20 protein-coding genes are annotated in these 20,256 nt (G+C 70.8%); 6 read left to right on the top strand and 14 right to left on the bottom strand.

The window, feature by feature from the left end; genetic code table 11:
* Nucleotides 1–9: 9 nt before the first annotated feature.
* The 3 genes from ABD289_RS00395 to ABD289_RS00385 all read right to left on the bottom strand — a co-directional run bounded on the left by ABD289_RS00395 (nucleotide 10) and on the right by ABD289_RS00385 (nucleotide 2,111).
* Complete coding sequence (locus tag ABD289_RS00395; protein ID WP_344125178.1) at nucleotides 10–531, bottom strand: hypothetical protein; 522 nt, start codon at nucleotides 529–531, stop codon at nucleotides 10–12.
* Nucleotides 532–640: 109 nt separating this feature from the next.
* Complete coding sequence (gene paaC, locus ABD289_RS00390) at nucleotides 641–1,585, bottom strand: 1,2-phenylacetyl-CoA epoxidase subunit PaaC (protein WP_344125176.1); 945 nt, start codon at nucleotides 1,583–1,585, stop codon at nucleotides 641–643.
* A gap of 100 nt (nucleotides 1,586–1,685) precedes the next feature.
* Entirely contained in the window at nucleotides 1,686–2,111 is a 426-nt protein-coding gene (locus ABD289_RS00385; RefSeq protein ID WP_344125174.1) for a DUF3592 domain-containing protein, read from the bottom strand.
* 221 nt (nucleotides 2,112–2,332) lie between these two features.
* Between ABD289_RS00385 and ABD289_RS00380 the strand changes: the two genes are divergently transcribed.
* Nucleotides 2,333–3,646, top strand: a complete 1,314-nt coding sequence (locus tag ABD289_RS00380; RefSeq protein WP_344125172.1) for an isochorismate synthase — start codon at nucleotides 2,333–2,335, stop codon at nucleotides 3,644–3,646.
* On the opposite strand, the gene ABD289_RS00375 is transcribed toward ABD289_RS00380, so the two are convergent.
* Nucleotides 3,643–5,181, bottom strand: coding sequence for a M1 family metallopeptidase (locus ABD289_RS00375; protein ID WP_344125170.1), 1,539 nt, complete (start codon nucleotides 5,179–5,181; stop codon nucleotides 3,643–3,645). The two genes, ABD289_RS00380 and ABD289_RS00375, sit on opposite strands and share 4 nt — an antisense overlap.
* Before the next feature lie 416 nt (nucleotides 5,182–5,597).
* Nucleotides 5,598–7,274, bottom strand: coding sequence for a 2-succinyl-5-enolpyruvyl-6-hydroxy-3-cyclohexene-1-carboxylic-acid synthase (gene menD, locus ABD289_RS00370; protein ID WP_344125168.1), 1,677 nt, complete (start codon nucleotides 7,272–7,274; stop codon nucleotides 5,598–5,600).
* Between the two features lie 134 nt (nucleotides 7,275–7,408).
* On the opposite strand from menD, the gene ABD289_RS00365 reads away from it, so the two are divergent.
* The 3 genes from ABD289_RS00365 to ABD289_RS00355 all read left to right on the top strand — a co-directional run bounded on the left by ABD289_RS00365 (nucleotide 7,409) and on the right by ABD289_RS00355 (nucleotide 10,815).
* Nucleotides 7,409–8,332 carry a 1,4-dihydroxy-2-naphthoyl-CoA synthase gene (locus ABD289_RS00365; protein WP_344125165.1) on the top strand — a complete coding sequence of 308 codons (924 nt, stop codon included), beginning with the start codon at nucleotides 7,409–7,411 and terminating at the stop codon, nucleotides 8,330–8,332.
* A 323-nt stretch (nucleotides 8,333–8,655) separates the two neighbouring features.
* Nucleotides 8,656–9,834: an o-succinylbenzoate--CoA ligase gene (menE, locus tag ABD289_RS00360; protein WP_344125162.1), complete on the top strand. Its 1,179-nt coding sequence runs from the start codon at nucleotides 8,656–8,658 to the stop codon at nucleotides 9,832–9,834.
* Between the two features lie 108 nt (nucleotides 9,835–9,942).
* Entirely contained in the window at nucleotides 9,943–10,815 is an 873-nt protein-coding gene (locus ABD289_RS00355) for a 1,4-dihydroxy-2-naphthoate polyprenyltransferase (RefSeq protein ID WP_344125160.1), read from the top strand.
* A gap of 1 nt (nucleotide 10,816) precedes the next feature.
* On the opposite strand, the gene ABD289_RS00350 is transcribed toward ABD289_RS00355, so the two are convergent.
* The 4 genes from ABD289_RS00350 to ABD289_RS00335 all read right to left on the bottom strand — a co-directional run bounded on the left by ABD289_RS00350 (nucleotide 10,817) and on the right by ABD289_RS00335 (nucleotide 13,468).
* The gene (locus ABD289_RS00350) at nucleotides 10,817–11,311 is read right to left on the bottom strand and encodes a hypothetical protein (RefSeq protein WP_344125158.1); all 495 of its coding nucleotides are present in this window, start codon (nucleotides 11,309–11,311) and stop codon (nucleotides 10,817–10,819) included.
* A 122-nt stretch (nucleotides 11,312–11,433) separates the two neighbouring features.
* Complete coding sequence (locus ABD289_RS00345) at nucleotides 11,434–12,003, bottom strand: DUF3558 family protein (RefSeq protein WP_344125156.1); 570 nt, start codon at nucleotides 12,001–12,003, stop codon at nucleotides 11,434–11,436.
* A gap of 26 nt (nucleotides 12,004–12,029) precedes the next feature.
* Nucleotides 12,030–13,127, bottom strand: coding sequence for an L-cysteine desulfhydrase Cds1 (cds1, locus tag ABD289_RS00340; protein ID WP_344125154.1), 1,098 nt, complete (start codon nucleotides 13,125–13,127; stop codon nucleotides 12,030–12,032).
* A gap of 14 nt (nucleotides 13,128–13,141) precedes the next feature.
* Nucleotides 13,142–13,468 carry a DUF4229 domain-containing protein gene (locus ABD289_RS00335; protein ID WP_344125152.1) on the bottom strand — a complete coding sequence of 109 codons (327 nt, stop codon included), beginning with the start codon at nucleotides 13,466–13,468 and terminating at the stop codon, nucleotides 13,142–13,144.
* Between the two features lie 174 nt (nucleotides 13,469–13,642).
* Between ABD289_RS00335 and ABD289_RS00330 the strand changes: the two genes are divergently transcribed.
* Nucleotides 13,643–13,861, top strand: coding sequence for a BldC family transcriptional regulator (locus ABD289_RS00330; RefSeq protein ID WP_425564510.1), 219 nt, complete (start codon nucleotides 13,643–13,645; stop codon nucleotides 13,859–13,861).
* Between the two features lie 280 nt (nucleotides 13,862–14,141).
* On the top strand, nucleotides 14,142–14,324 hold the full coding sequence (locus tag ABD289_RS00325) for a hypothetical protein (protein WP_344125148.1): 183 nt from the start codon (nucleotides 14,142–14,144) through the stop codon (nucleotides 14,322–14,324).
* Nucleotides 14,325–14,369: 45 nt separating this feature from the next.
* Here the strand turns inward: ABD289_RS00325 and ABD289_RS00320 are convergent, their stop codons facing one another.
* The 5 genes from ABD289_RS00320 to ABD289_RS00300 all read right to left on the bottom strand — a co-directional run bounded on the left by ABD289_RS00320 (nucleotide 14,370) and on the right by ABD289_RS00300 (nucleotide 20,256).
* Nucleotides 14,370–15,833, bottom strand: coding sequence for a MinD/ParA family ATP-binding protein (locus ABD289_RS00320; protein WP_344125146.1), 1,464 nt, complete (start codon nucleotides 15,831–15,833; stop codon nucleotides 14,370–14,372).
* Between the two features lie 231 nt (nucleotides 15,834–16,064).
* Complete coding sequence (gene ccsB, locus ABD289_RS00315; protein ID WP_344125144.1) at nucleotides 16,065–17,072, bottom strand: c-type cytochrome biogenesis protein CcsB; 1,008 nt, start codon at nucleotides 17,070–17,072, stop codon at nucleotides 16,065–16,067.
* Nucleotides 17,072–18,691, bottom strand: a complete 1,620-nt coding sequence (gene resB, locus ABD289_RS00310; protein ID WP_344125142.1) for a cytochrome c biogenesis protein ResB — start codon at nucleotides 18,689–18,691, stop codon at nucleotides 17,072–17,074. The genes ccsB and resB overlap by 1 nt, the downstream gene beginning before the upstream one ends.
* Nucleotides 18,691–19,473 carry a cytochrome c biogenesis CcdA family protein gene (locus ABD289_RS00305; RefSeq protein ID WP_344125139.1) on the bottom strand — a complete coding sequence of 261 codons (783 nt, stop codon included), beginning with the start codon at nucleotides 19,471–19,473 and terminating at the stop codon, nucleotides 18,691–18,693. The genes resB and ABD289_RS00305 overlap by 1 nt, the downstream gene beginning before the upstream one ends.
* A gap of 192 nt (nucleotides 19,474–19,665) precedes the next feature.
* Nucleotides 19,666–20,256, bottom strand: a complete 591-nt coding sequence (locus ABD289_RS00300) for a TlpA family protein disulfide reductase (protein WP_344125137.1) — start codon at nucleotides 20,254–20,256, stop codon at nucleotides 19,666–19,668.

Raw genomic sequence — 20,256 nt, 5'->3', positions numbered from 1 at the left:
TCTGAGGGGTCAGGAAGCCGAGACCGGTTCGGATAGGACCGCGGACAACGGCTGGACCAGCGGAAACCGCTCGCGCAGGATCGAGGCGCGGCGGTCGACGTGCTCCGGTTCGGCGACCACCTCGAGCACTTGTTCGGTGACCTCGGCGAACCGGTTCCCGGTGTCGGCCAGCTGAGCGCGCACCCGGCCTGCGACCTCGATGTCGCGCCGCGTGTCACCGGTCAGCCCCTTGCCGAGTTCGGCGAGCACCCGCACGTCCGGGAGCTCGGCGTCCATCCGGCGCACCACCGCCTGCAACCGGTTGCGCGACGCGCGCGAGGACATCGCGTCGACGGCCTGCTCCGCCCGGTGCACGGCCTGCTCGCAACGGCGCACCGCGAGCGTCCAGGGATCGGCCGGCGCTTCGGCGGGAGTCTCCGCGGCGAGCGGAGGCCCCGGGGCAGCCGGGCGATCGCGGACCAGCAGGACCAGTCCGGCTCCGGCACAACCCGCGAGCACGCCGACGAGCAGGTGCAGCCACAGTGCGTCCATCTCCGAGTTGTGCCCTTCCGCTCGACCCCTAACGGCCCGAAGACCTCATCACCGCCACAGCACTGTCCAGGGTCCTCCCAGCGGCCGCTCGAGTCGTGCGGGGAAATACTCAATCTGGCGAGAAATTCGGCGGCGCACTGCCGCTTTCGCCCGGATCCGGACGCCGGGGCACCCCGGGGTCGCCCGCGACGCCGACCGTGCCGCGCACCAGGTGCTGCAGCTCGGCCAGCAGGAACGCCATGCCCACGGTGTGCGCGCCGTCCCGGCCGCCGGGACGGCGGAACTCCCCGAACTCGCCGGGACCGGCAAGCCGCGCCACCGAGAAGACCTCGTCGAGCCCCCGCCGGACATCACCGCGCACCTGCGCCGGATCGACCGCGCAGCCCGCGTCGGACAGCCGGGCCTCCACCGGGTGCGGGACGAACAGCTCCGCGGTCAACGCCCAGATCCGCGCGATCTCGGCGGCCATCCGCTCGGCGGAGGACGCAGCGTCGCCGAACTTGATCACCCACTGCGCGGCGTGATCGCGGTGCTCGGTCAGCACCGGGATCGACCGGGCGGCCAGCGTTGCCAGCACCGGGTCGCGGGTACCCGCGAGTCGCTCGAAGACGGCCAACCGCCAGGTGGACAGCAGCAGCAGCCGGGCGACCGTGGTCTTGAAGTCGCCGCCCTGGCCGGGACCGCAGTCGATCTCGGCCAGCCGCACGTTGCGGAACTCGGCGACGTCGCGGAAGTAGGTCAGCTGGTCCTCGTCGCGGCCCGCGTCCTCCAGCTCACCGGCGCGAGCGAGCAGGATCCGCGCCTGGGCGATCAGTTCCAGCGCGATACCGCCGAGCGCGGCGGCCTCGGCCAGCCCGGCACGCATCCCCCACTGCTCCAGCCGGTGCGCGAGCACCAGCGCGTCGTCGCCGAGCATCATCGAGTACAGCGCCAGGTCGGCGGCCTCGGCGCCGTCGGGGACGGAGCGGTCAACGGTCGACTTGCTCGGCGCGCCCAGCACCCACTGCTGCGACTGCTGCGACTGCGCGCCGGAGGGCGATCTCGGGATGTTCATCACGCGACCTCGCAGGGGTGCGGGGCCGACAACACGACCTCCACCGGCCCCGATTGACGGAGGTCCAGTGTCACACCGACGGAGCCCGTCAGAAACTCGTTCAGTCCCGGATGGAGCGCCTGATCAGGTAATACGTCGGCAGCAGGATCGCCCAGACGACCGCCAGCGAGCTCGCGACGGGCAGCAGCGAAACGGTCCAGTTGCGCCCGGCGACCCGCACCAGATCGGGGTTGCGCGCGTCGTACTCGACCCGGACCAGCTGGCCCACCTGCAGGTCCGACGGGTAGAGCACGCCGTTGGGCGGCAGGAACACCCGGCCGTCCTCGGTGTTGAACCGCACAGCGGTGCGGATCGGCGAGGTGTCCACCACCTCGGCGACCGCCTGGCCCCGGGCTTCCACGATGGTCCGATCGTTGATGAAGCAGGCCAGGATCATCGACAGACCCATCGCCGTCAGCAGCGCGCCGACCACCAGCACTCCGCGGGCGACGCGACGGCGCACCCGGCGACGAGACGATTCCTGCACCGACCGGTCACCGTCAGTATCCGCACTGCTCACCGGGTCGGCCGCGTCCTGGGTTGTCCCCTCGCCTGCCACGGCTACCGATTGTAAGGAAGCTCCGCGATCACGTCTCAGCGCCTGCCGTCGAACCCGTCACGCGGGCGGCGAGGTGATCGGAATGGCCGGGGTCACTCGGACCGTCCTGGGCGCACCACCGCGCGAAACAACGACATACCCTCGCCATCGTGGCCAATACATTCCGGCGGCTGACGGCTCGGACGCGACGAATCGAACGCGGCGACGCCCGGCACGACCGCCCGCTGCTGGAGCTGCTGCCAGGTGGGGCGCCGCTGAGCTGGGTGCGCGCAGGTGAGGGCCTGGTCGGCTGGGGCTGCGCGGCGCGGTTATGCACCAGCGGTCCGGACCGCTTCGCCGACGCCGATTCGTGGTGGGTGGAGCTGGCCGAGCATTTCGACATCGACGATTCGGTCGGTCTGCCCGGCTGCGGTCCGGTCGCGTTCGCCTCGCTGGCCTTCGCCGCCGAGCCGGGCGAGTCGGTGCTCGTGGTCCCCGAGGTGGTCATCGGCGAGCGCGACGGCATCCGGTGGATCACCACCATCGGCGATCCGGACACCGATAACGAGATCGCTCCGGTGCATCCGCCCGGCACGGTCTCCTACAGCGATGGCCGGCTGTCCTCGTCCGGGTACCGCCAGGCCGTCTCCGATGCGGTGCGGGTGATGCGCGAGGACGGCGAGCTGGCCAAGATCGTGCTGGCCCACGACCTGGTGGCCGATACCTCCGAGCCGCTCGACGAGCGGTTCCTGCTGCACAACCTGGCCGCGCGCTACCCGAGCTGCTGGACCTTCGCGGTCGACGGCCTGCTCGGCGCGACTCCGGAGATGCTGCTGGAACGCCAGGGCTACGCGGTGCGCTCGCGGGTGCTCGCAGGCACCGTGTGGCCTCGCGAGGGCTGGGACGACGACGAGCTGGCCACCGAGCTGCTCACCTCGGCGAAGAACCGCGCGGAGCACGCCTACGCGACCCGGTCGCTGGCCGACGCGCTGCGCGCGTTCTGCAGCGAACTCGAGGTGCCCGCGGAACCGCAGGTGCTACGGCTGCGCAACGTCCTGCACCTGGCCACCGACGTGGAGGGCAAGCTCGCCGACACCCCGGACGGTGCGACCGGGCTGCTGAGCATGCTCGCCGCGGTGCATCCCACGGCGGCCGTCGGCGGAACGCCCACCCGGGAAGCGGTGCGGCGGATCCCCGAGCTCGAGGGCATGGACCGCGGCCGCTACGCGGGGCCGGTGGGCTGGATCGACACCGCGGGCAACGGCGAGTTCGGCATCGCCCTGCGCTGCGCCCAGGTGGAGGCCGCCGAGGAGCCCTTCGAGGAGGACGGCTCCGCCGCCGCGCCCGGTCCCGGACGCGGCGGCGGCCGGGTTCGGCTCTTCGCCGGCGGCGGCATCGTTCCCGACTCGGAGCCCGATCTCGAGGTCGCCGAGGTGGAGGCGAAGCTGCTTCCGGTTCGCGAAGCCCTGGAGGGCGTTCGCTAGCGCCCGTGTCCGTGCGCGGACCCGTATCCGTGCGCGGACCCGTGTCCGGCGAGGATCTCGTGCGTGCGGTCGATCTCGGAGACCGCTGCCGGAGCCTCGGCGCTGCGGGGCTCCGCTCCCGCCGGGACACCGAGACTCGGGTCTGCGGGTGGGCGGCCCGGCGTGAACAGCCATGCGTCGAAGAGCTCGCCGAGGTCCTGCCCGGAGATCTTCTCGGCCAGGTCGATGAACTGCCCGATGTTTCCGTTGCCGTGGCGGTGCTCGGCGGCCCAGGTTCGGGCGATCTCCTGGAAGGCCGCGTCACCGATGACGTTGCGCAGCGCGTGCAGCGCCATCGCGCCCCGGTCGTAGACGGCCTCGTGGAACACGTCGTCCGGGCCGGGGTCGCCCGGTAGGACCTGCCAGAAGGCGTCGTCGGCGGGGTGAGCTCGGTAGTAGTGGTCGAAGAGCTGCTGGGTGGTGCCGGTGCCCTGCGCCTCCGACCACATCCACTCGGCGTAGGAGGCGAAGCCCTCGTTGAGCCAGATATCGCGCCACCGGTCCACCGACACGGAGTCGCCGAACCACTGGTGGGCGTTCTCGTGCACCACCACAGAGGTGTTCGATCCGCTCCGGAAGAAGAGGTGGCTGTAGGTGGGCCGGGTCTGGTTCTCCAGCGCGAAGTTCAGCCCCTCGGCGGGAACCACACCGCCCTGCGCGCCGAACGGGTAGTCGCCGAACCGGCCGGACAGGAAGTCCAGGACTTCCGGGGTGCGCTCGATGCTGGCCTTGGCGGGACCGGCGAGCTCGCCGAGGCGCTCGGAGTAGGCGCTGATGAAGGGCTGCCCGAACGCGCCCTTCCTGGCGTGCAGCTCGTACTGGCCGATGGCCAGGAAGGCCAGGTACGTGGCGGTCGGTTCGCTGTTGCGCCAATGCCAGGTGGTCCAGCCCGCCAGACTGGAATTGCCCGTGTGCGCGCCGTTGGAGAGCACCTCGGTGCCGTCCGGCACGGCCACCGCCACGTCGTAGGTCGCCTTGTCCCGCGGGTGGTCGTTGCCGGGGAACCACCAGGAGGAGATCTCCGGCTGGCCGATCGCCAGGGCTCCGCCGGCGGTGCGCACCCACGGGGTCTTCCCATCGACGTCCACAGTGGATGGAACGCCTTCGTATTCCACGACGAACGTCGCCAGCTCGCCCTCGGGCAGCGGGCTGGGCGGGGTCACCGTCATCTCGAGCCCGTGCTGCCGGAAATCGGCGGGCATTCCGTTGACCCGCACCGATTTCGCCGTCAGCGCGAAGTCCAGGTTGAACGAGGTGAGGTCCTGCGTGGTGGTGGCGACGATGGTCGCGGTGCCGCGCAGGTGGTCCTCGGACGGCTGGTAGCGCAATGCCAGGTCGTAGTGCGAGACGTCATAACCACCGTTGCCGTAGCCGGGGAAGTAGTCATCGCCCGCACCCGGCGCACCCGGCCCACCCGCGGCCAGCGCCGGCGAGGTGAACATCGCGGTCGCGCAGCACGCGGCGACCGCCGCCCGCAGGCCCCGTCCTCGAAACACCCTGCACCTCCTCGAACTCGTTCCGGTCCGAAGAGGAGAGTAGGACGGATTGATCGAGTGCGCGGCCCACGATCGAATGAGGGGTCCTTTCAGAATGCGGCGGCAGCCGCATGCGGTGAGGGACTCAGTCAGCACCGCTGCGGGTTCTGACGCGTCGTGTGGCGAGGACAGCCGCGACGCCGCGTAGGTGGCTACTCAAGAAGCGGATCCCGCAGCCACACGACGCGTCAGGTTCCGCCACCGCACCGCCCCGCAAACCTCAAACTGAAATATCTCCTGAGTCCGGGGCCCGATTCCGGTGCAATCCCGGGGCCCGCGCGTCGTGCGGCCTCACCGGCTCAGCTCGGTCCCCGCACCGGCCGTCCCACCGGGGACCGTTCGAGGACGACCGCCCAGCACGATCAGCCCCGCACGCGTCAGCCCAGCACGGCCAACCGCACCGCGGCCAGCAAGCGCTGGTGGACATCGCGCAGGTCCGCGCGATCGGCGCGCACCTCGACAACCCGCAGGCCCGGCTCCCAGGCCAGCGCCCCGCGCAGTTCGGCGTGTTCGCGCACCAGCCGGTGTGCAACGCCGTGCGCGGCGCAGAGCGCTCCGAGATCGCTGCCGTGCGGGGTTCCGAAGATGCGCTCGAAGGACTCGGCGTGCTCCGGCCCGCCCTGCTCGAGGAGGCTGAAGATGCCGCCGCCGTCGTCGTTGAACACCACGATCGTCAGATCTGGCCGGTCCTCGTGCGGCCCGAGGATCAGACCGTTTCCGTCGTGCAGGAAGGTCAGGTCGCCCAGCAGCGCGTAGGCGGGCTTGCCGTGGCCGATGGCCGCTCCGACCGCGGTCGACACGGTGCCGTCGATGCCCGCCGCACCGCGGTTGCGGTGCACCCGCACGTCGGCCCGCTGCCTGCAGGCCAGCGCGACGTCCCGGCTCGGATTCGACGAGCCCAGCACCAGCAGGCCACCCGGCGGCAGCGCATCGACGACCTCGCGCGCGACTGCGGGCCCGTTCGGCCAGCGCTCAAGGTCCAGCGCGGTGTGCAGTGCCGCGGCCGCCTTCTGATCGGCCTGCTGCCAGGCCGTCAGCCACTGCGGATCCACCGGGCCCGGATCGCCGCCGAAGCCCTCGGCGACCTCGCGCACGTCGTGCGCGGGCGCGGGCCAGTCCGGCCGCGCGTGCGTCAGCAGCACCTCCGTCCCCACGTCGGACAGTAACCGCTGGACCTGCCGGAACACCGTCGGCCGACCCACGCACAGCACCTGCTCCGGGCGGTGCTCGTCGAGGAAGCCGGGAAGGTTCAGCAACCACATCCCGGCGCTGATCGCGGCGGTACCACCCAAGCCGGCCCCACCCGCCTCGGACAGCACCGGCCAGCCGTAGCGCGCGCCCCACTCACCGGCGGCCTGCACGTCGCCGTCCTCGGCTACGAGCACGAGACCGCGCCGCGCCCCCAGCCGGGACAGCGTGCTCGGCGCCCGGCCGTGAACATCGACATCGGTCCACGGCGAACCCTCGGCACGTCCGGCGAGCGATTCGCACCACCCGTCGTCCTCGAGCAGCATCGGCTTGTCGGGTACCAAGGGCTCCCGGAACGGCACGTTGAGATGCACCGGCCCGGCCTCGGCAGCGGCGCAGGCTCGGCAGATCTGCGTACGCCAGTAGCCGTTCTGACCCGGCCGCGCCTCAGCGACGGCGAGCTCGTCGAAGTACTGCACCTCGGATCCGTAGATCCGGTGCTGGTCGATGGTCTGGTTCGCCCCGGCGGCCCGCAGCTCCGGCGGTCGGTCCGAAGTGATCACCAGCAGCGGAATGCCGGCGTGGTACGCCTCGCTGACGGCCGGGTGAAGATTGGCCACCGCCGTGCCGGAGGTGCACATCACCGGAACCGGCCGGCGCGTGCGGGCAGCTAGCCCGAGAGCGAGAAATCCGGCACTGCGTTCATCGATGCGCACGTGCAACCGCAAACGCTCTCGGTGCTCGGCCTTGTGCAGTGCGTAAGCGAGCGGAGCATTGCGCGACCCCGGCGTCAGCACGACGTGTTGCACGCCGTTGCGGACGAGCTCGTCGACGATGACCTCAGCCTGGGCCGTGGACGGATTCAACCGATCACCTCTGAAATCGCCTGTCGGACCAGGGCGGAGGAGCCGCGCGACCCCTTCGCCGTGATCCGTGCAAGCGCCGGGTGGCCCGGGGGAGGCCCCCGCGCCGAGCACTCGCTGGGCCTATTGTCCCAGGCGTGCAGAATCCCCGTGTCTCTGAGCTGTTCGACTCGTCGTTGTGGGAGCCGGTAGCGGGCTTCGACTTCGCCGACATCACCTACCACCGCTGCATCGAGGACGGCCCTGGGAAGGGCACCGTGCGCATCGCGTTCGACCGCCCGGAAGTCCGCAACGCCTTTCGCCCGAACACCGTGGACGAGCTCTACCGCGCGCTCGATCACGCACGGATGACCAGCGATGTCGGCTGCATCCTGATCACCGGAAACGGGCCGTCCGAGAAGGACGGCGGCTGGTCCTTCTGCTCCGGCGGCGACCAGCGCATCCGCGGCCGTTCGGGATACCAGTACGCCGACGGGGAGACCGCCGAGTCGGTCGACCCGGCACGCGCGGGCCGGTTGCACATCCTCGAGGTGCAGCGGCTGATCCGGTTCATGCCGAAGGTCGTCATCGCCGTGGTGCCCGGGTGGGCCGCAGGCGGCGGGCACAGCCTGCACGTCGTGTGCGACCTCACGCTGGCCAGCGCCGAACACGCCCGGTTCAAGCAGACCGACGCCGACGTCGGCAGCTTCGACGGCGGGTTCGGCTCGGCCTACCTCGCCAGGCAGGTCGGGCAGAAGTTCGCCAGGGAGATCTTCTTCCTCGGTCGCCCCTACTCCGCCGAGCAGGCCCACCAGATGGGCATGGTCAACGAGGTCGTCCCGCACGCCGAGCTGGAATCCACCGCCCTGCAGTGGTCCCGAGAGATCAACGGCAAGTCCCCGACGGCGCAGCGCATGCTCAAATACGCGTTCAACGCCCTCGACGACGGGCTCGTCGGCCAGCAGCTCTTCGCCGGTGAGACCACTCGGCTCGCCTACATGACCGACGAGGCCGTCGAAGGGCGCGACGCCTTCCTCGAGAAGCGCACCCCCGACTGGTCCTCGTTCCCCTGGTACTACTGACGGCTCGTCCGCCAGGGCCACCTCCGGATCGCCGGGCTCCCGCTCGGGATCCGGCAGGACTCCGGACAGGAACACCCCTGGCGGACGCGACTCCTCCGACGGGCCGGTCCCGGCGCCTTCCCCGGCGCGGGACTGGCCCGCATCCGGTTGCGGCGGATGACCGATGAAGATCGGGAACACCAGCACGATCACGTTCGGCATCGCCTTCTCCTCTCCTCGCACCAAGAACATCGACCACCCGGTTCGAACACTTGATCGCTCGAACGTGTGATCGATGGCGTGCCGAGGGCTGCCCGCCCCACCGGTGACCGACAATGGACCCCATGCCGAACGCCCGCGACCTGCAGCAGCTCGAAGTGCCTCCGGGAACGGGCGCCCTGGACGTCCTGCCCGCGCTGCGCCGCGCGCTGGACGGCGCGGGCCCCGCGCTGCTTCCGGTGCCGCCGAACACCTCGGCCGACAGCGCGATCACCGCCCTCACCGGGCCGCTGGCCCCCGCCGAGGACGACCCGGACGACCCGACCTCGCTGGTGATCGCCACCTCCGGCTCCACCGGCACGGCAAAGGGAGTGCTGCTGCCCGCGAGCGCGCTGCGCGCCTCCGCCGAGGCGACCCACCGCAGGCTCGGCGGAAGCGGCACCTGGCTGCTGGCCATGCCGGCGCACCACATCGCGGGCATGCAGGTGCTGGTCCGCTCCCTGATCGCGGGCACCGAACCGCACGCGGTGGACACCGCCGAGGGATTCCGCCCGGAGAGCTTCGCGGCGGCCGCTGCGGAAGCGCTTGCCGCGCCTGGCAGGCACTACACCGCGCTGGTGCCCACCCAGCTGTCCCGGCTGCTCACCGCCGGAGGCGAAGCCCTGGCCGCGCTGGCCCAGTTCGACGCGGTGCTGCTCGGCGGCGCCGCCACCCCGCCCGCGCTGCTGCAGCGGGCGCGCGCGGCCGGGGTCCGGGTGACCACCACCTACGGGATGAGCGAGACCGCGGGCGGCTGCGTCTACGACGGATCGCCCCTGGACATCACCGAGGTCCGGATCGACGCGCGGGGAGAGACCGGGCCGATCCTGCTGGCCGGGCCGATGCGGGCCCGCGGATACCGGCACCGCCCGAATGCCGAGGCGTTCGAGGGCCGCTGGTTCCGCACCGGCGACCTCGGCCGGATTCGGGAGGGTGAGCTGGAGCTCCTCGGCCGGGCCGATGACATGATCATCACGGGCGGGGTGAACATCGCCCCGCTGCCGGTGGAACGGGTGCTGTCCGAGCAGGCCGGTGTGCGCGAGAGCTGCGTGCTGGGCATCGAGGACCCGGAGTGGGGCCAGGTGGTCGTCGCCGCGATCGTCCCGGACGCCGACCCCCCGCAGGTGGCCGCGCTGCGCGCAGCGGTCCGCGATCGGCTCGGGGCCGCCGCGACGCCCAAGCGCATCGAATTCCTCGACGAGCTCCCGCTGCGCGGGCCGGGCAAACCGGACCGCCGCGCGCTGGCGGCCCTGCTGAGCGCCTGACGCGGGCGGAACCCGCTGCGCCATCGGCTTCGATGCCCGCGGGCGGTTCCCGGCGCGACGTCCAGAGTCCCCCGTCAGCCCGTTCCTCCGATGCGCGAAGATGTCCCCATGGCGACTGTCGCGCAGTGGATCGAGGGCGCTCGAATCCGCACCTTCCCGAATGCGATCGCACCCGTGCTCGCCGGCAGCGGCGCGGCCGCGGGCATCGACTCGTTCGACCCGCTGATCGCGCTGCTGGCGTTGCTGGTGTCGATGCTGCTGATCATCGGTGTCAACTTCGCCAACGACTACTCCGACGGCATCCGCGGCACCGATGACGACCGCGTCGGCCCGTTCCGGCTGGTCGGCTCCGGTTCGGTCAAACCCCGTTCGGTCCGCACCGCCGCCTTCTGCTGCTTCGGCGGCGCCGCGCTCGCGGGCATCGGCGTGGTGGCGCTGAGCGGGCACTGGTGGATGCTGGCCATCGGCGCCCTGTGCATCGCGGGCGCCTGGTTCTACACCGGCGGCAGCAAGCCCTACGGCTACGCCGGCCTCGGCGAGGTCGCCGTTTTCACCTTCTTCGGCCTGATCGCGGTGCTGGGCACCATGTACGCCCAGGCCGACACGATCTCCGGCTTCGGCATCGGCGCCTCGGTCGGCGTGGGCGCGCTGTCCACCGGCGTGCTCGTGGCCAACAACCTCCGCGACATCCCGTCCGACCGGGTGACCGGCAAGCGCACGCTGGCCGTCATCCTCGACGACCGGGACACCCGCACCCTCTACATCGCGCTGGTGCTGATCCCGTTTCTGATCACGATCATGATCAGCCTGCGGAGCTCCTGGGCGCTGCTCGGCTTCCTCGCGCTGCCGCTGCTGGTGGTGCCGCTGAAGGCGGTGGCCGGAGGCGCGACCGGCAAGCACCTGATCCCCGCGGTGCGCGACACCGGCTTCGCCATGCTCGCCTGGGGCGCGCTGACCGGGGCGGCGCTGGCCTTCGGCTGACTCACGCCTCGGTCTTGCTCGCCTTCCTGCCGCGCACCGCGAAGCCGAAGATGGCGACGAGCAGGAACGGCAGGACCGCGACGACGACCACCAGGATCTGGACCAGCCGGTCCTTGGTGGCCAGCTCGTACATGGTGACGTCGCCGCCGGTGCGGACCTTGACGGCCATGTTGCAGGTCATCTCGGCCTTGCCGGAGAACCACGGCTCGATCGCGTTGACCCGGTTCGCGGTTTCCGAGCGGAAGGTCGTGATGTCCTTGGGGACCCCGTTCTCCGGGACGATCCGGCAGACCGCCGTCTTGTTCGAGGGCTCGGTGCTGATCAGCATCTGTTCGCCCGACCACTCGTACTTGGGCCCGGAGGAGGCGGCGGCCACGTCGGAGGACTTGCCGAGCTCGGTCCCGCTGTTGGTGGTCATCACGTAGAAGCCGGCGGCCAGCGCTCCGATCAGCACCGCCCACACGATGGTGATGCCCAGCAAAGTCTTTCGACCCATGTCGATCACACCCCGGTTCGTCGCCGATCACCGTGCTCGCGCGTCGGGGTCAGCGTATTCCGCTGTGGACGAACCGACCTGCTCGATCAGCTCCCGCGACCGGGATTTCGCCCGATCCGGGTTCAGATGACCAGCCCGGGCAGCAGGTAGTCGGCGATCTCGGCCGCGTTCTGGCAGGTCTCGTCGTCGGCCTGACCGGTGGCGACCGAGACCTGCAGGGTGGCGCCGCGGACCGGGACGAAGACGGTGCAGTCGGCCGCGCGCAGCTCCTGGGTGCCCGCTACCCGGCCGAGCTCGACCTCGGTGGTGCCCAGCGTGCCGTAACCCTCCGGCTGGGCGCCCAGGACGACCGAACGCGAGCCCTCGGGCGCGGCGAACTCGCAGCCGCGCACGGGTGGTTCACCGGCCTGGCGGGGCCTGCCCGGCGCCACCGCGAAGGCCAGCTCCTCGAGCTCGCCCGGAGAGATCAGCCCGCAGATCCGCTGCCCGGAGAGGTCGCCGAGCCGTTCGCGCTGCTGCGGCGGGACCTCGCGGGTCAACGAGGGCGTGGCGGTGGCCGTGGTGGTGCCCTCCTCCGTGGTGGTCGCGCCCGAGGGCGGGGCGCCCGCACCGGGGACCTGCCCGGTACAACCGGTCATCCCCAGCCCGGCCAGCAGTCCGATGACCGGCACGGCCACACCGACACGACGCAAGGTTCCTCCTCCGCGCGACACGCGGCCTAGTCTGCCCGGAACTTCCCGGTGGCGTGGAACCGGTCCAGCACCTGGTGCGCGATGCCGAGCTCCATGCCCTGCTCGGCGACCCACGCGTCGTCGAAGTAGGTGTTGGTGTAGCGCTCGCCACCGTCGCAGAGCAGCGTGACGATGCTGCCCCGCTGCCCCTGCTCGAGCATCTCGGAGATCAGGGTGAACACGCCCCACAAATTCGTTCCGGTGGAGCCGCCGACCCGGCGCCCGAGCACCTGCTCGACGTAGCGGATGGTGGCGATCGACGCGGCGTCCGGGACCTTGATCATGCGGTCGATGGCCTGCCCGATGAACGACGGTTCCACCCTGGGCCGCCCGATGCCCTCGATCCGCGAGCCGGCGTCACCGGCGAGGCTCGCGTCCGAGGTCCGCCAGGCGTCGAAGAAGACCGATCGCTCCGGATCCACCACCAGCAGCCGCGTGTTGTGCCTGCGGTAGCGCAGGTAGCGGCCGATGGTGGCGCTGGTGCCACCGGTGCCCGCGCCGACCACAACCCAGGCCGGTTCCGGGTGCGGCTCCATCCGCAGCTGCTCGAAGATCGATTCGGCGATGTTGTTGTTGCCCCGCCAGTCGGTGGCCCGCTCGGCGTGGGTGAACTGGTCCATGAAGTGACCGTCGAGCTCGGCGGCCAGCCGCCGGGACTCGGTGTAGATCGCGCCGGGCTCGTCCACGAAGTGGCACTTGCCGCCCTGCCACTCGATCAGCGAGACCTTCTCCTGGCTCGTCGAGCGGGGCATCACCGCGATGAACGGGAGCCCGAGCAACCGCGCGAAGTACGCCTCGGACACGGCGGTGGACCCGGAGGAGGCCTCGATCACCGGTGTGTCTTCCGTCACCCACCCGTTGCAGATGGCGTAGAGGAACAGCGATCGAGCCAAGCGATGTTTAAGCGAACCGGTCGGGTGAGTTGACTCGTCCTTGAGGTAGAGGTCGATTCCCCAGTCATCTGGCAGGGGATACCGCAGAAGGTGAGTATCCGCACTCCGGTTGGCATCGGCCTCGATGACCCGGACGGCCTCGCTGGTCCAGCCGCGCGTGCGTGCGCAAGCGCGGTCGATGTCGGTGCTCATCCCCGCATTGTGGATCATCCGGCGTCCGGAGCCTGCTCGCCGCGCAACTGGGCCCGCAGCTGCGCACGGCGGGCATCCCGCTCGGCGTTGCGCTCGGCCAAGCCGATCGCCACGCGCCGCCGCAGCTTGCGGAAGACCAGCAGCGACAACGGCATCACGACCACGACGGACACCGCCAGCGCGACCAGTGCGGGGACCTTCACCAGCATCAGCAGGACGGTGACGATCGCCACCATCCCGAACCTGGCGAGCGTGTAAAGCGTCAGGTCCCAGGCGAGGCTGGAGGTCGCACCGCCGGATGTGTCCGCCTTGGGGGCTTCGTTCTCCTGCTGTTCGCGCACGTCATCCAGGGTAGTGCAAGCTCGGCGCCACCCCCGCCGGCCTCCGCCCGAAGCGCCGGTTTTGCCCCTTACCTTCCCTTTACCTAAACCCAAACGTTCGAGTACCTGGCTATCCGGGTGCCAGGATGCGACCGGAATGCCCGAATGCCCGTCGCACAGGAGTGGAGGTCACTCGTGACCACGTCGACTCAGCCCCGCCAGAACAGCCAGGAGCAGCTCCTCACCCCCGGTGAGGTCGCGGCTCTCTTCCGGGTCGACCCCAAGACCGTGACTCGATGGGCGACCGCGGGCCGGATCGGCTCCATCCGCACCCCTGGCGGCCACCGCCGCTTCCGCGAGTCCGAGGTCCGCACGCTGCTCGCCGAGCTCACGAACGACATCCCGGCCAACTGAGCGGGCACGACGGAGGCGCACGGTCGCGAAGTTCGGGACCGGCGTCAGCACGCACCACCGCGCAGCGGCGCGGACGTCTGCGCAGCGATTCCACATCCGCGTTTCACTGCGGCCGGCAACGCGCCGGCGAGTTCGAGACGACCGCTGGCCCAGGTGGCAGCTCGCCCGCCGTCGAGGTGCCACCTGGGTCCGCCGCTCACGACGTGAACCGGACACTTCCGGCCAGGGATCCACTCGCCACAATTGGCTAGTCTCGGTGGGGAACCTTGGAGGTGGACCGATGATCTACATTCTCGCCGCAGTCGGCGCGATCACCGTTGCCGTCCTGCTGTGGAAGGCCTTCGGCGCCGATGCGATCTCAGCAGCTCGAGGTCCCCAGCGGTCCGCACCGCCCGTCGCACCCGACGACGATCCGGACTTCCTGCGCCGCCTCGACGAGCAGCGCAAGGCTGAAGAGGACTGACGCTCCGCGGCCCGCCCCCCGTCGGCTGCGGGGCGGGCACGCGCCTCAACCGGGGTTGCGCCCCGACGCCTGCGGGAAGTCGTCGGCGACGACCGCCGCCAGCTCCAGCAGCGCCATCCGGGTCGGTGCGGCCAACTGCTCGAGCTCGACCTCGGCGCCCTCCTCCAGGTGCGGGTCGAACGGGATGCGCGAGACCGCGCGGCAGCGCGAGGCGAAGTGCGCGGCCAGCTTGTCCACGTCGACCTTGCCGGACGCGGGCCGCACCGAGTTGATCACCGCGACCGAGCGCGCGACCAGCTGCCCGTAGCCGTGCGCATCGAGCCAGTCCAGCGTGGCCGAAGCGCTGCGCGCCCCATCGATCGAGCTGGACGAGACGATGACCAGCGAGTCCGCGACGTCGAGCACGCCCTTCATCGCCGAGTGCATCAGGCCGGTCCCGCAGTCGGTGAGCACCACGTTGTAGAAGTGCTCCAGCAGCGTCACCGAGCGCCGGTAGTCCTCCTCGCTGAACGCCTCGGAGACCGCCGGGTCCTGCTCGCTGGCGAGGATCTCCAGCCTGCTGGGGCCCTGCGAGGTGTAGGAGCGCACATCGCTGTAGCGGCTGATCCGGTGCGCGTCGCGCAGCAGGTGGCGGACGGTGGCGGTCGTCTCCAGCGGGATCTTCTGGCTGAGCGTCCCGCGGTCCGGGTTGGCGTCCACCGCGATCACCCGGTCACCGCGCAGCGAGGCGAAGGTCGCGCCCAGCGTCGCGGTGGCGGTGGTCTTGCCGACCCCGCCCTTGAGGCTGAGCATCGCGATCTTGTAGCAGCCGTGCAGCGGCTGGTTCACCCGCGTGATCAGTTCGCGGCGCTTCCGGTCGGCTGGCCCCTCGCCGGGGTTCAGCGTCTTGCCGCTGGCCAGGTAGAGCGCCTTGCGCCAGCCGGACTGCGGAGGCCGCTTGGTCTGCCGGAGCAGCTGCGCCGAGGAGAGGTCCTGCGCGAGCTGCTGGTTGGGCGGTTGCTCCCCGGCCGCGTTCGGCGCGCCCTGGGCGTAGGGCGAGAAGGTCGGCTGCGGACCGGTCTGCGGCTGGCCCTGCTGCTGCGCCGGGGCGTGCGGCGGGATCGGGTACGGACCGGACTGCGCGGGGCCGTGCCACGCCTGCGCGTCGGCGCCGGGCTGGTTCGCCTGGTACCCGGCGGGCCACTGCTGCTGCGGAGCCGGTTGCGCGGGACCCGGTTGCGGCGGTCCGGGCTGCACCGGACCCGGCTGCGGGGCCTGCTGCGGACCGGGGAAGTACTGGGCCGCGTCGTCGACCGGGTACGGGCCGGAGGGGTCCGGCTGCGACGGGTCCACGTACTGCGGCTCCGGGTGCGCCGACATCGGGTTGGGCCGGGAGGGGTTGGTCTCCGGCTCGGCGTAGGAACCGCCCGCGGCCGCCCCCGTCTTGTCCGTGGTCTCGGCGATCACACCGTAGGTCTGCGCCGCGGCGTTGCCGTCGCGCTGCTCCGGCTCTTCGTACCGTCCGGTCACCGTTGCCGTCCCTCCCAGAATCGCGTCCGGCCCGCGCGGGCCGATTCGCACGTTCCCCAGTTTCTCCGGGGCACGCTAGCGCCAGGTATGCCTCGCAGTCACTCGGGCTGGCGGGTAGGCGCCGTCGGCTACCTCCACCCGGAACGCCGCACGGTCCCGCTCGGGGCTGCCGCGCTCCGGCGAGCGCCGGATCGGCCGGAGCCGACCCGGCGGGCCGTCAACCGAGGAGCGTCACAGGCCGGCGTAGGAGTGCAGGCCCGCGATCACGATGTTGATGAAGAACAGGTTGAAGATCATCACCGCCAGGCCGAGGACGTTCAGCCACGCCGCCCGCACCCCGCGGAACCCGGCGGTCGCCCGGGCGTGCAGGTAGGCAGCGTAGACCACCCAGGCCACGAACGAGCAGGTCTCCTTCGGGTCCCAGCCCCAGAACCGGCCCCAGGCCGCCTCCGCCCAGATCGCACCAGCCACGATCGCGAACGTCCACACCGGGAAGATGATCACGGTGGCGCGGTAGGCCATCCGGTCCAGCGCCTGGCTGGTGGGCAGCCGGGAGCCGACCTTGGTCATGTTCAGCGGGTTGTTCTCGTACCGGCAACGGATGACGTAGAGCAGGCTGGCGACGCCGGCGAACAGCAGCGCGCCGGTGGAGATGATCGCGGCGCTGACGTGGATGACGATCCAGTACGACTGCAGCGCGGGCTGCAGCGGCGCGGCCTTGGCGTAGAGCAGGGTGCCGGACAGGAACAGCAGCACCACCACGGGCAGGAAAAGGAACCCGCCGAGGGCGCGCAGCTGGGCCGGGCTGGAATCGCGGCGCGTGGCGCGCGTCTGCCGGAACAGCACGATCAGCCAGGCGATCACCGCGGCGAGGGTGATCGCGGAACCGAACTCGTACATGTTGCCCCACGGCGCCCTGCCGGTGGCCACACCGCGGAACACCAGCGAGGAGGCGTGCACCAGCGCGCCGAGCACGGTCAGAGCCACGGCCATGCCGCCGAGCCGCTCGGAGAGCGGGCGCTTCGGCGTCTTCGGCAGGTGCCCGACGGCGTTCGGTGCGGGCTCGGCGCTCTTGGAGGCGCCCGCACCGACGAGCTCGGCCTCGCGCTCCGCCGTCCCGGACGCGGCCCGCCCGAACGCGAACTCGCCGAAGTACAGCAACATCGCGGCGATGTAGATGACCACCGACGTCGCGTAGGCCATGTCGCTGAAGTTCGCCAGCGTCGTATTGACCGTCATCAGCTCTTCCTTTCACGCGCGGCGTCGCTCGCGCGGGATGTGGGCGAGTGGTCGGCATCCGCACCGAGCAGATCCGCAGCCAGCTTGGTGAACTCCTCGCCGTAGCCGGCCTGGTCGGTGCGGGCGAGCCCGCCGATCTCGACAACGGTACGAGGGGAATCGGATTCGTCCGCTTCGGGGTCGGGCACGGCGCGCACCCAGATCCGGCGCCGCTTGATGATCAGCGAGGCGCTGATGCCGAAGATGATCGCCAGCGCGAAGCCCAGCACGGGCTTCTGGAACGGGTCGTGCGAGACCTGCAGGTTCGCCCAGCGCTCCACGCCGTCGAACTTGATCTTGGTACCGTCGTCGAGCGTGAGGGTCTCCCCCAGTCGCAGGTTCTCGCGCGCGACCCGATTGAGCCTGCCCTGCTCCACCATCGACTGGTCGACGCCGAAGATCGACTGACCGCGGCCCGAGTCCAGGCCGAGATCGCCCTTGAGCACGTCCACGGCCGCGGTCGGGTCGATCAGGTCCGGGAACCGGGAGCTGAGCACCTTGCCGTCGAACGAGGCGGTCGGCGCGAACAGCCCGGTGATGGCCAGCTGGTTGTTCCTGCGCACCTTCTCGTCGGTGACGCCGGGCGGATCGAACTTGGTGGCGCCCTGCGAGAGCATCGTCTGCGGCGACATCGGCTGCCACTGCACCAGGCTCGTGCGCTGGTCGCCGTCCGGCCAGGTGACGGTGAACCGCGGCGCGTAGCCGTTGCCGGTCAGGTAGACCCGGTCGCCCGCGAGCCGCAGCGGATCGTTGACCTCGAGCGTGTAGGGCTTCCAGACGTTGTTCTCCAGGTTCTCCCCGGCCTGGTAGTGCATCCCGACCTTGTAGTGCTTCACCTGGCCGCTGTCCTGGTACTGCACGTCGAAGTCGTCCACGCGCACGCAGAACGGGCTCAGGCTGGTCCCGTCCACCGACAACCCGGCGCGGAACGTGTCGTAGTTGTAGGTCCCGGAGTTGCAGAACGAGGAACCGTTGGCCATCACGATGACCTGGCCCTCGTAGCCGTAGAGCTTGCCGCCCGCCATGCCGACCAGCAGGCCGACCAGGGCGAAGTGGAAGACGAGGTTGCCGACCTCGCGCAGGTACCCGCGCTCCGCGCTGATCGACTTCGAGCCGTCGGCCTCCGCGCGCTCGACCGTGCGCCAGCGCTTGAGCCGCTTGCGGGTGGCGGCCATCACGTCGTCGACCGAACCGTCGAGCGTCTTGGTGGCGTGGTGCGGCAACCGGGCGAGGTTGCGCGGCGTGCGCACCGGCTTCTGCCGGAACTGCTTGTAGTAGTCCCAGGAGCGCGGCAGCAGGCAGCCGACCAGCGAGATGAACAGCAGCACGTAGATCGAGGCGAACCAGACCGACCCGAACACGTTGAACAACTCGAGCTTGTCCAGGATCGGCGCCAGCTCCGGGTAGTCCCGGAAGTACCGGTCGACCTCCCGCTGGTTGGTCTCGCGCTGCGGGATCAGCGCACCGGGCAGGGCGGCCATGGCCAGCATGAACAGCAGCACCAGGGCGGTGCGCATGGAGGTCAGGCCACGCCACGTGTTGCGCAGGAACGCCCATGCGGCCAACAGGTGAGCGCGCATCAGATCGGTGTCTCGAAACCGGCGATCGGGCCGCGGAGCATCGTGATCATCTCTCCCCACAAACCGGTGACGAGCAGCAAGCCCACCACCACGAGCAGCACCCCACCGGCGATCTGGATGGCGCGGCCGCGCTCGCGCAGCCAGCCCGCGCTGCGCACCGCCCAGCGCGCGCCCAGCGCGAGCAGCACGAACGGCACGCCCAGACCCAGGCAGTAGGCCAGCACAAGCAGGATGCCGCGGGACGCGGTGCCGGTGTCCACATTGGTCCCAGCGGCCACCGAGATCACGCCGATCAGGGTCGGTCCGAGGCAGGGCGTCCAGCCGAGGCCGAAGACGGCACCGAGCAGCGGTGCGCCCCAGATCCCGCCGCGCGGAACCCGGTGCACCCGGATGTCGCGCTGCAGGGCGGGCACCATGCCCAGGAAGACCATGCCCATCGCCACGGTGACCACACCGCCGATGCGCTGCAGCAGCAGCTCGTTGGCCAGCAGGGCGTCGGAAACGCCGAGCAGCAGCAGCGCTCCCGCGCCGAAGACGACGGTGAAGCCCGCCACGAACAGGGCCGCCGCCCCGGCGACCCGCCAGCGCCCGCGACGGGCCTCGGCGGCCTCGGTCGCGTCCACGGCGGGAGCCTCGGCTCCGACGATCCCGGCCAGGTAGGCGAGATAGCCGGGGACCAGCGGCACCACGCACGGGGAAGCGAAGCTGACCGTCCCGGCGAGCACCGCGATCACCGCTGCGAGCAGCAGCGGCCCGGATGCGGCGAGCTCAGTCGGATTCACGCCTCGAGGGTAGGAAAGTCAAGACGGCGGTCAGTCACCGGGCTCAGTGAACGAACGCACATCTTCCCAGGTGAACGCGACTTCCACGCACGAACCGCCCCGCTTCGGGACCTTGGTCCCGCGTTTTCGGGACCAGCGGCGGCCGCAACCTGAGAACCGGGAGACGAGATTCACAGCGAGGCGACCCGGGACTCAGGCCTTCTCGTCGAGAACCTTCTGGACCTCGGGCATCAGCTCGTCCTTGAGCATCTCGGTCAAGAAGATCGCCGCGACCCGGTGCTGGCGGTCCAGGATGATCGTGGCCGGGACCGTGGCGCGGGGGAAGTTGCGCAACTGCAGCAGCGTGCGTCCCGACGGATCGAAGATCGACGGGTAGGTCAGCTTCCGGTCGCGGTGGAAGTCCTGCGCCGCGCTGCGGCTGTCCCGCACGTCGATGCCCAGCACCTGCGCGCCCTTCGGGCCGAGCTCGTCCTGCACGGCCTGCAGATCGTCGGCCTCCGCGCGGCAAGGCCCGCACCAGGATCCCCAGATGTTGAGCACGACGACCTGGCCCTTGAAGTCGTCCAGGCCGATCTGCTCGCCCTCGCGCATCAGGTCGTCGCCGGAGAGGCCGCGAACGGTACCGCGCTCGTTCTCCGGGTAGAAGATCCGCGTCTGCCCGCCGGGCGAGACGAAGGTGAAATCGCCCCCGACCTCCGACTCGTCACCGCCCTGACCGGCGCAGCCGCCGACCAGCGCGATGACGGCCGCGATCAGACCGAGACGTACCAGCAGTTTCCGCAA

The sequence above is a fragment of the Saccharopolyspora halophila genome (assembly GCF_039531955.1).
GTDB classification, from domain to species: domain Bacteria; phylum Actinomycetota; class Actinomycetes; order Mycobacteriales; family Pseudonocardiaceae; genus Saccharopolyspora; species Saccharopolyspora halophila.
This window is presented reverse-complemented; position numbering and strand designations above follow the sequence as displayed.

Excerpts from the sequence above, each read along its gene's own strand:
- ccsB (WP_344125144.1), bottom strand. The coding sequence starts at position 17,072 with ATGACGGTCAATACGACGCTGGCGAACTTCAGCGACATGGCCTACGCG.
- ABD289_RS00325 (WP_344125148.1), top strand. The coding sequence starts at position 14,142 with ATGATCTACATTCTCGCCGCAGTCGGCGCGATCACCGTTGCCGTCCTG.
- ABD289_RS00355 (WP_344125160.1), top strand. The coding sequence starts at position 9,943 with ATGGCGACTGTCGCGCAGTGGATCGAGGGCGCTCGAATCCGCACCTTC.
- resB (WP_344125142.1), bottom strand. The coding sequence starts at position 18,691 with ATGCGCGCTCACCTGTTGGCCGCATGGGCGTTCCTGCGCAACACGTGG.
- menE (WP_344125162.1), top strand. The coding sequence starts at position 8,656 with ATGCCGAACGCCCGCGACCTGCAGCAGCTCGAAGTGCCTCCGGGAACG.
- ABD289_RS00395 (WP_344125178.1), bottom strand. The coding sequence starts at position 531 with ATGGACGCACTGTGGCTGCACCTGCTCGTCGGCGTGCTCGCGGGTTGT.
- paaC (WP_344125176.1), bottom strand. The coding sequence starts at position 1,585 with ATGAACATCCCGAGATCGCCCTCCGGCGCGCAGTCGCAGCAGTCGCAG.
- ABD289_RS00350 (WP_344125158.1), bottom strand. The coding sequence starts at position 11,311 with ATGGGTCGAAAGACTTTGCTGGGCATCACCATCGTGTGGGCGGTGCTG.
- cds1 (WP_344125154.1), bottom strand. The coding sequence starts at position 13,127 with ATGAGCACCGACATCGACCGCGCTTGCGCACGCACGCGCGGCTGGACC.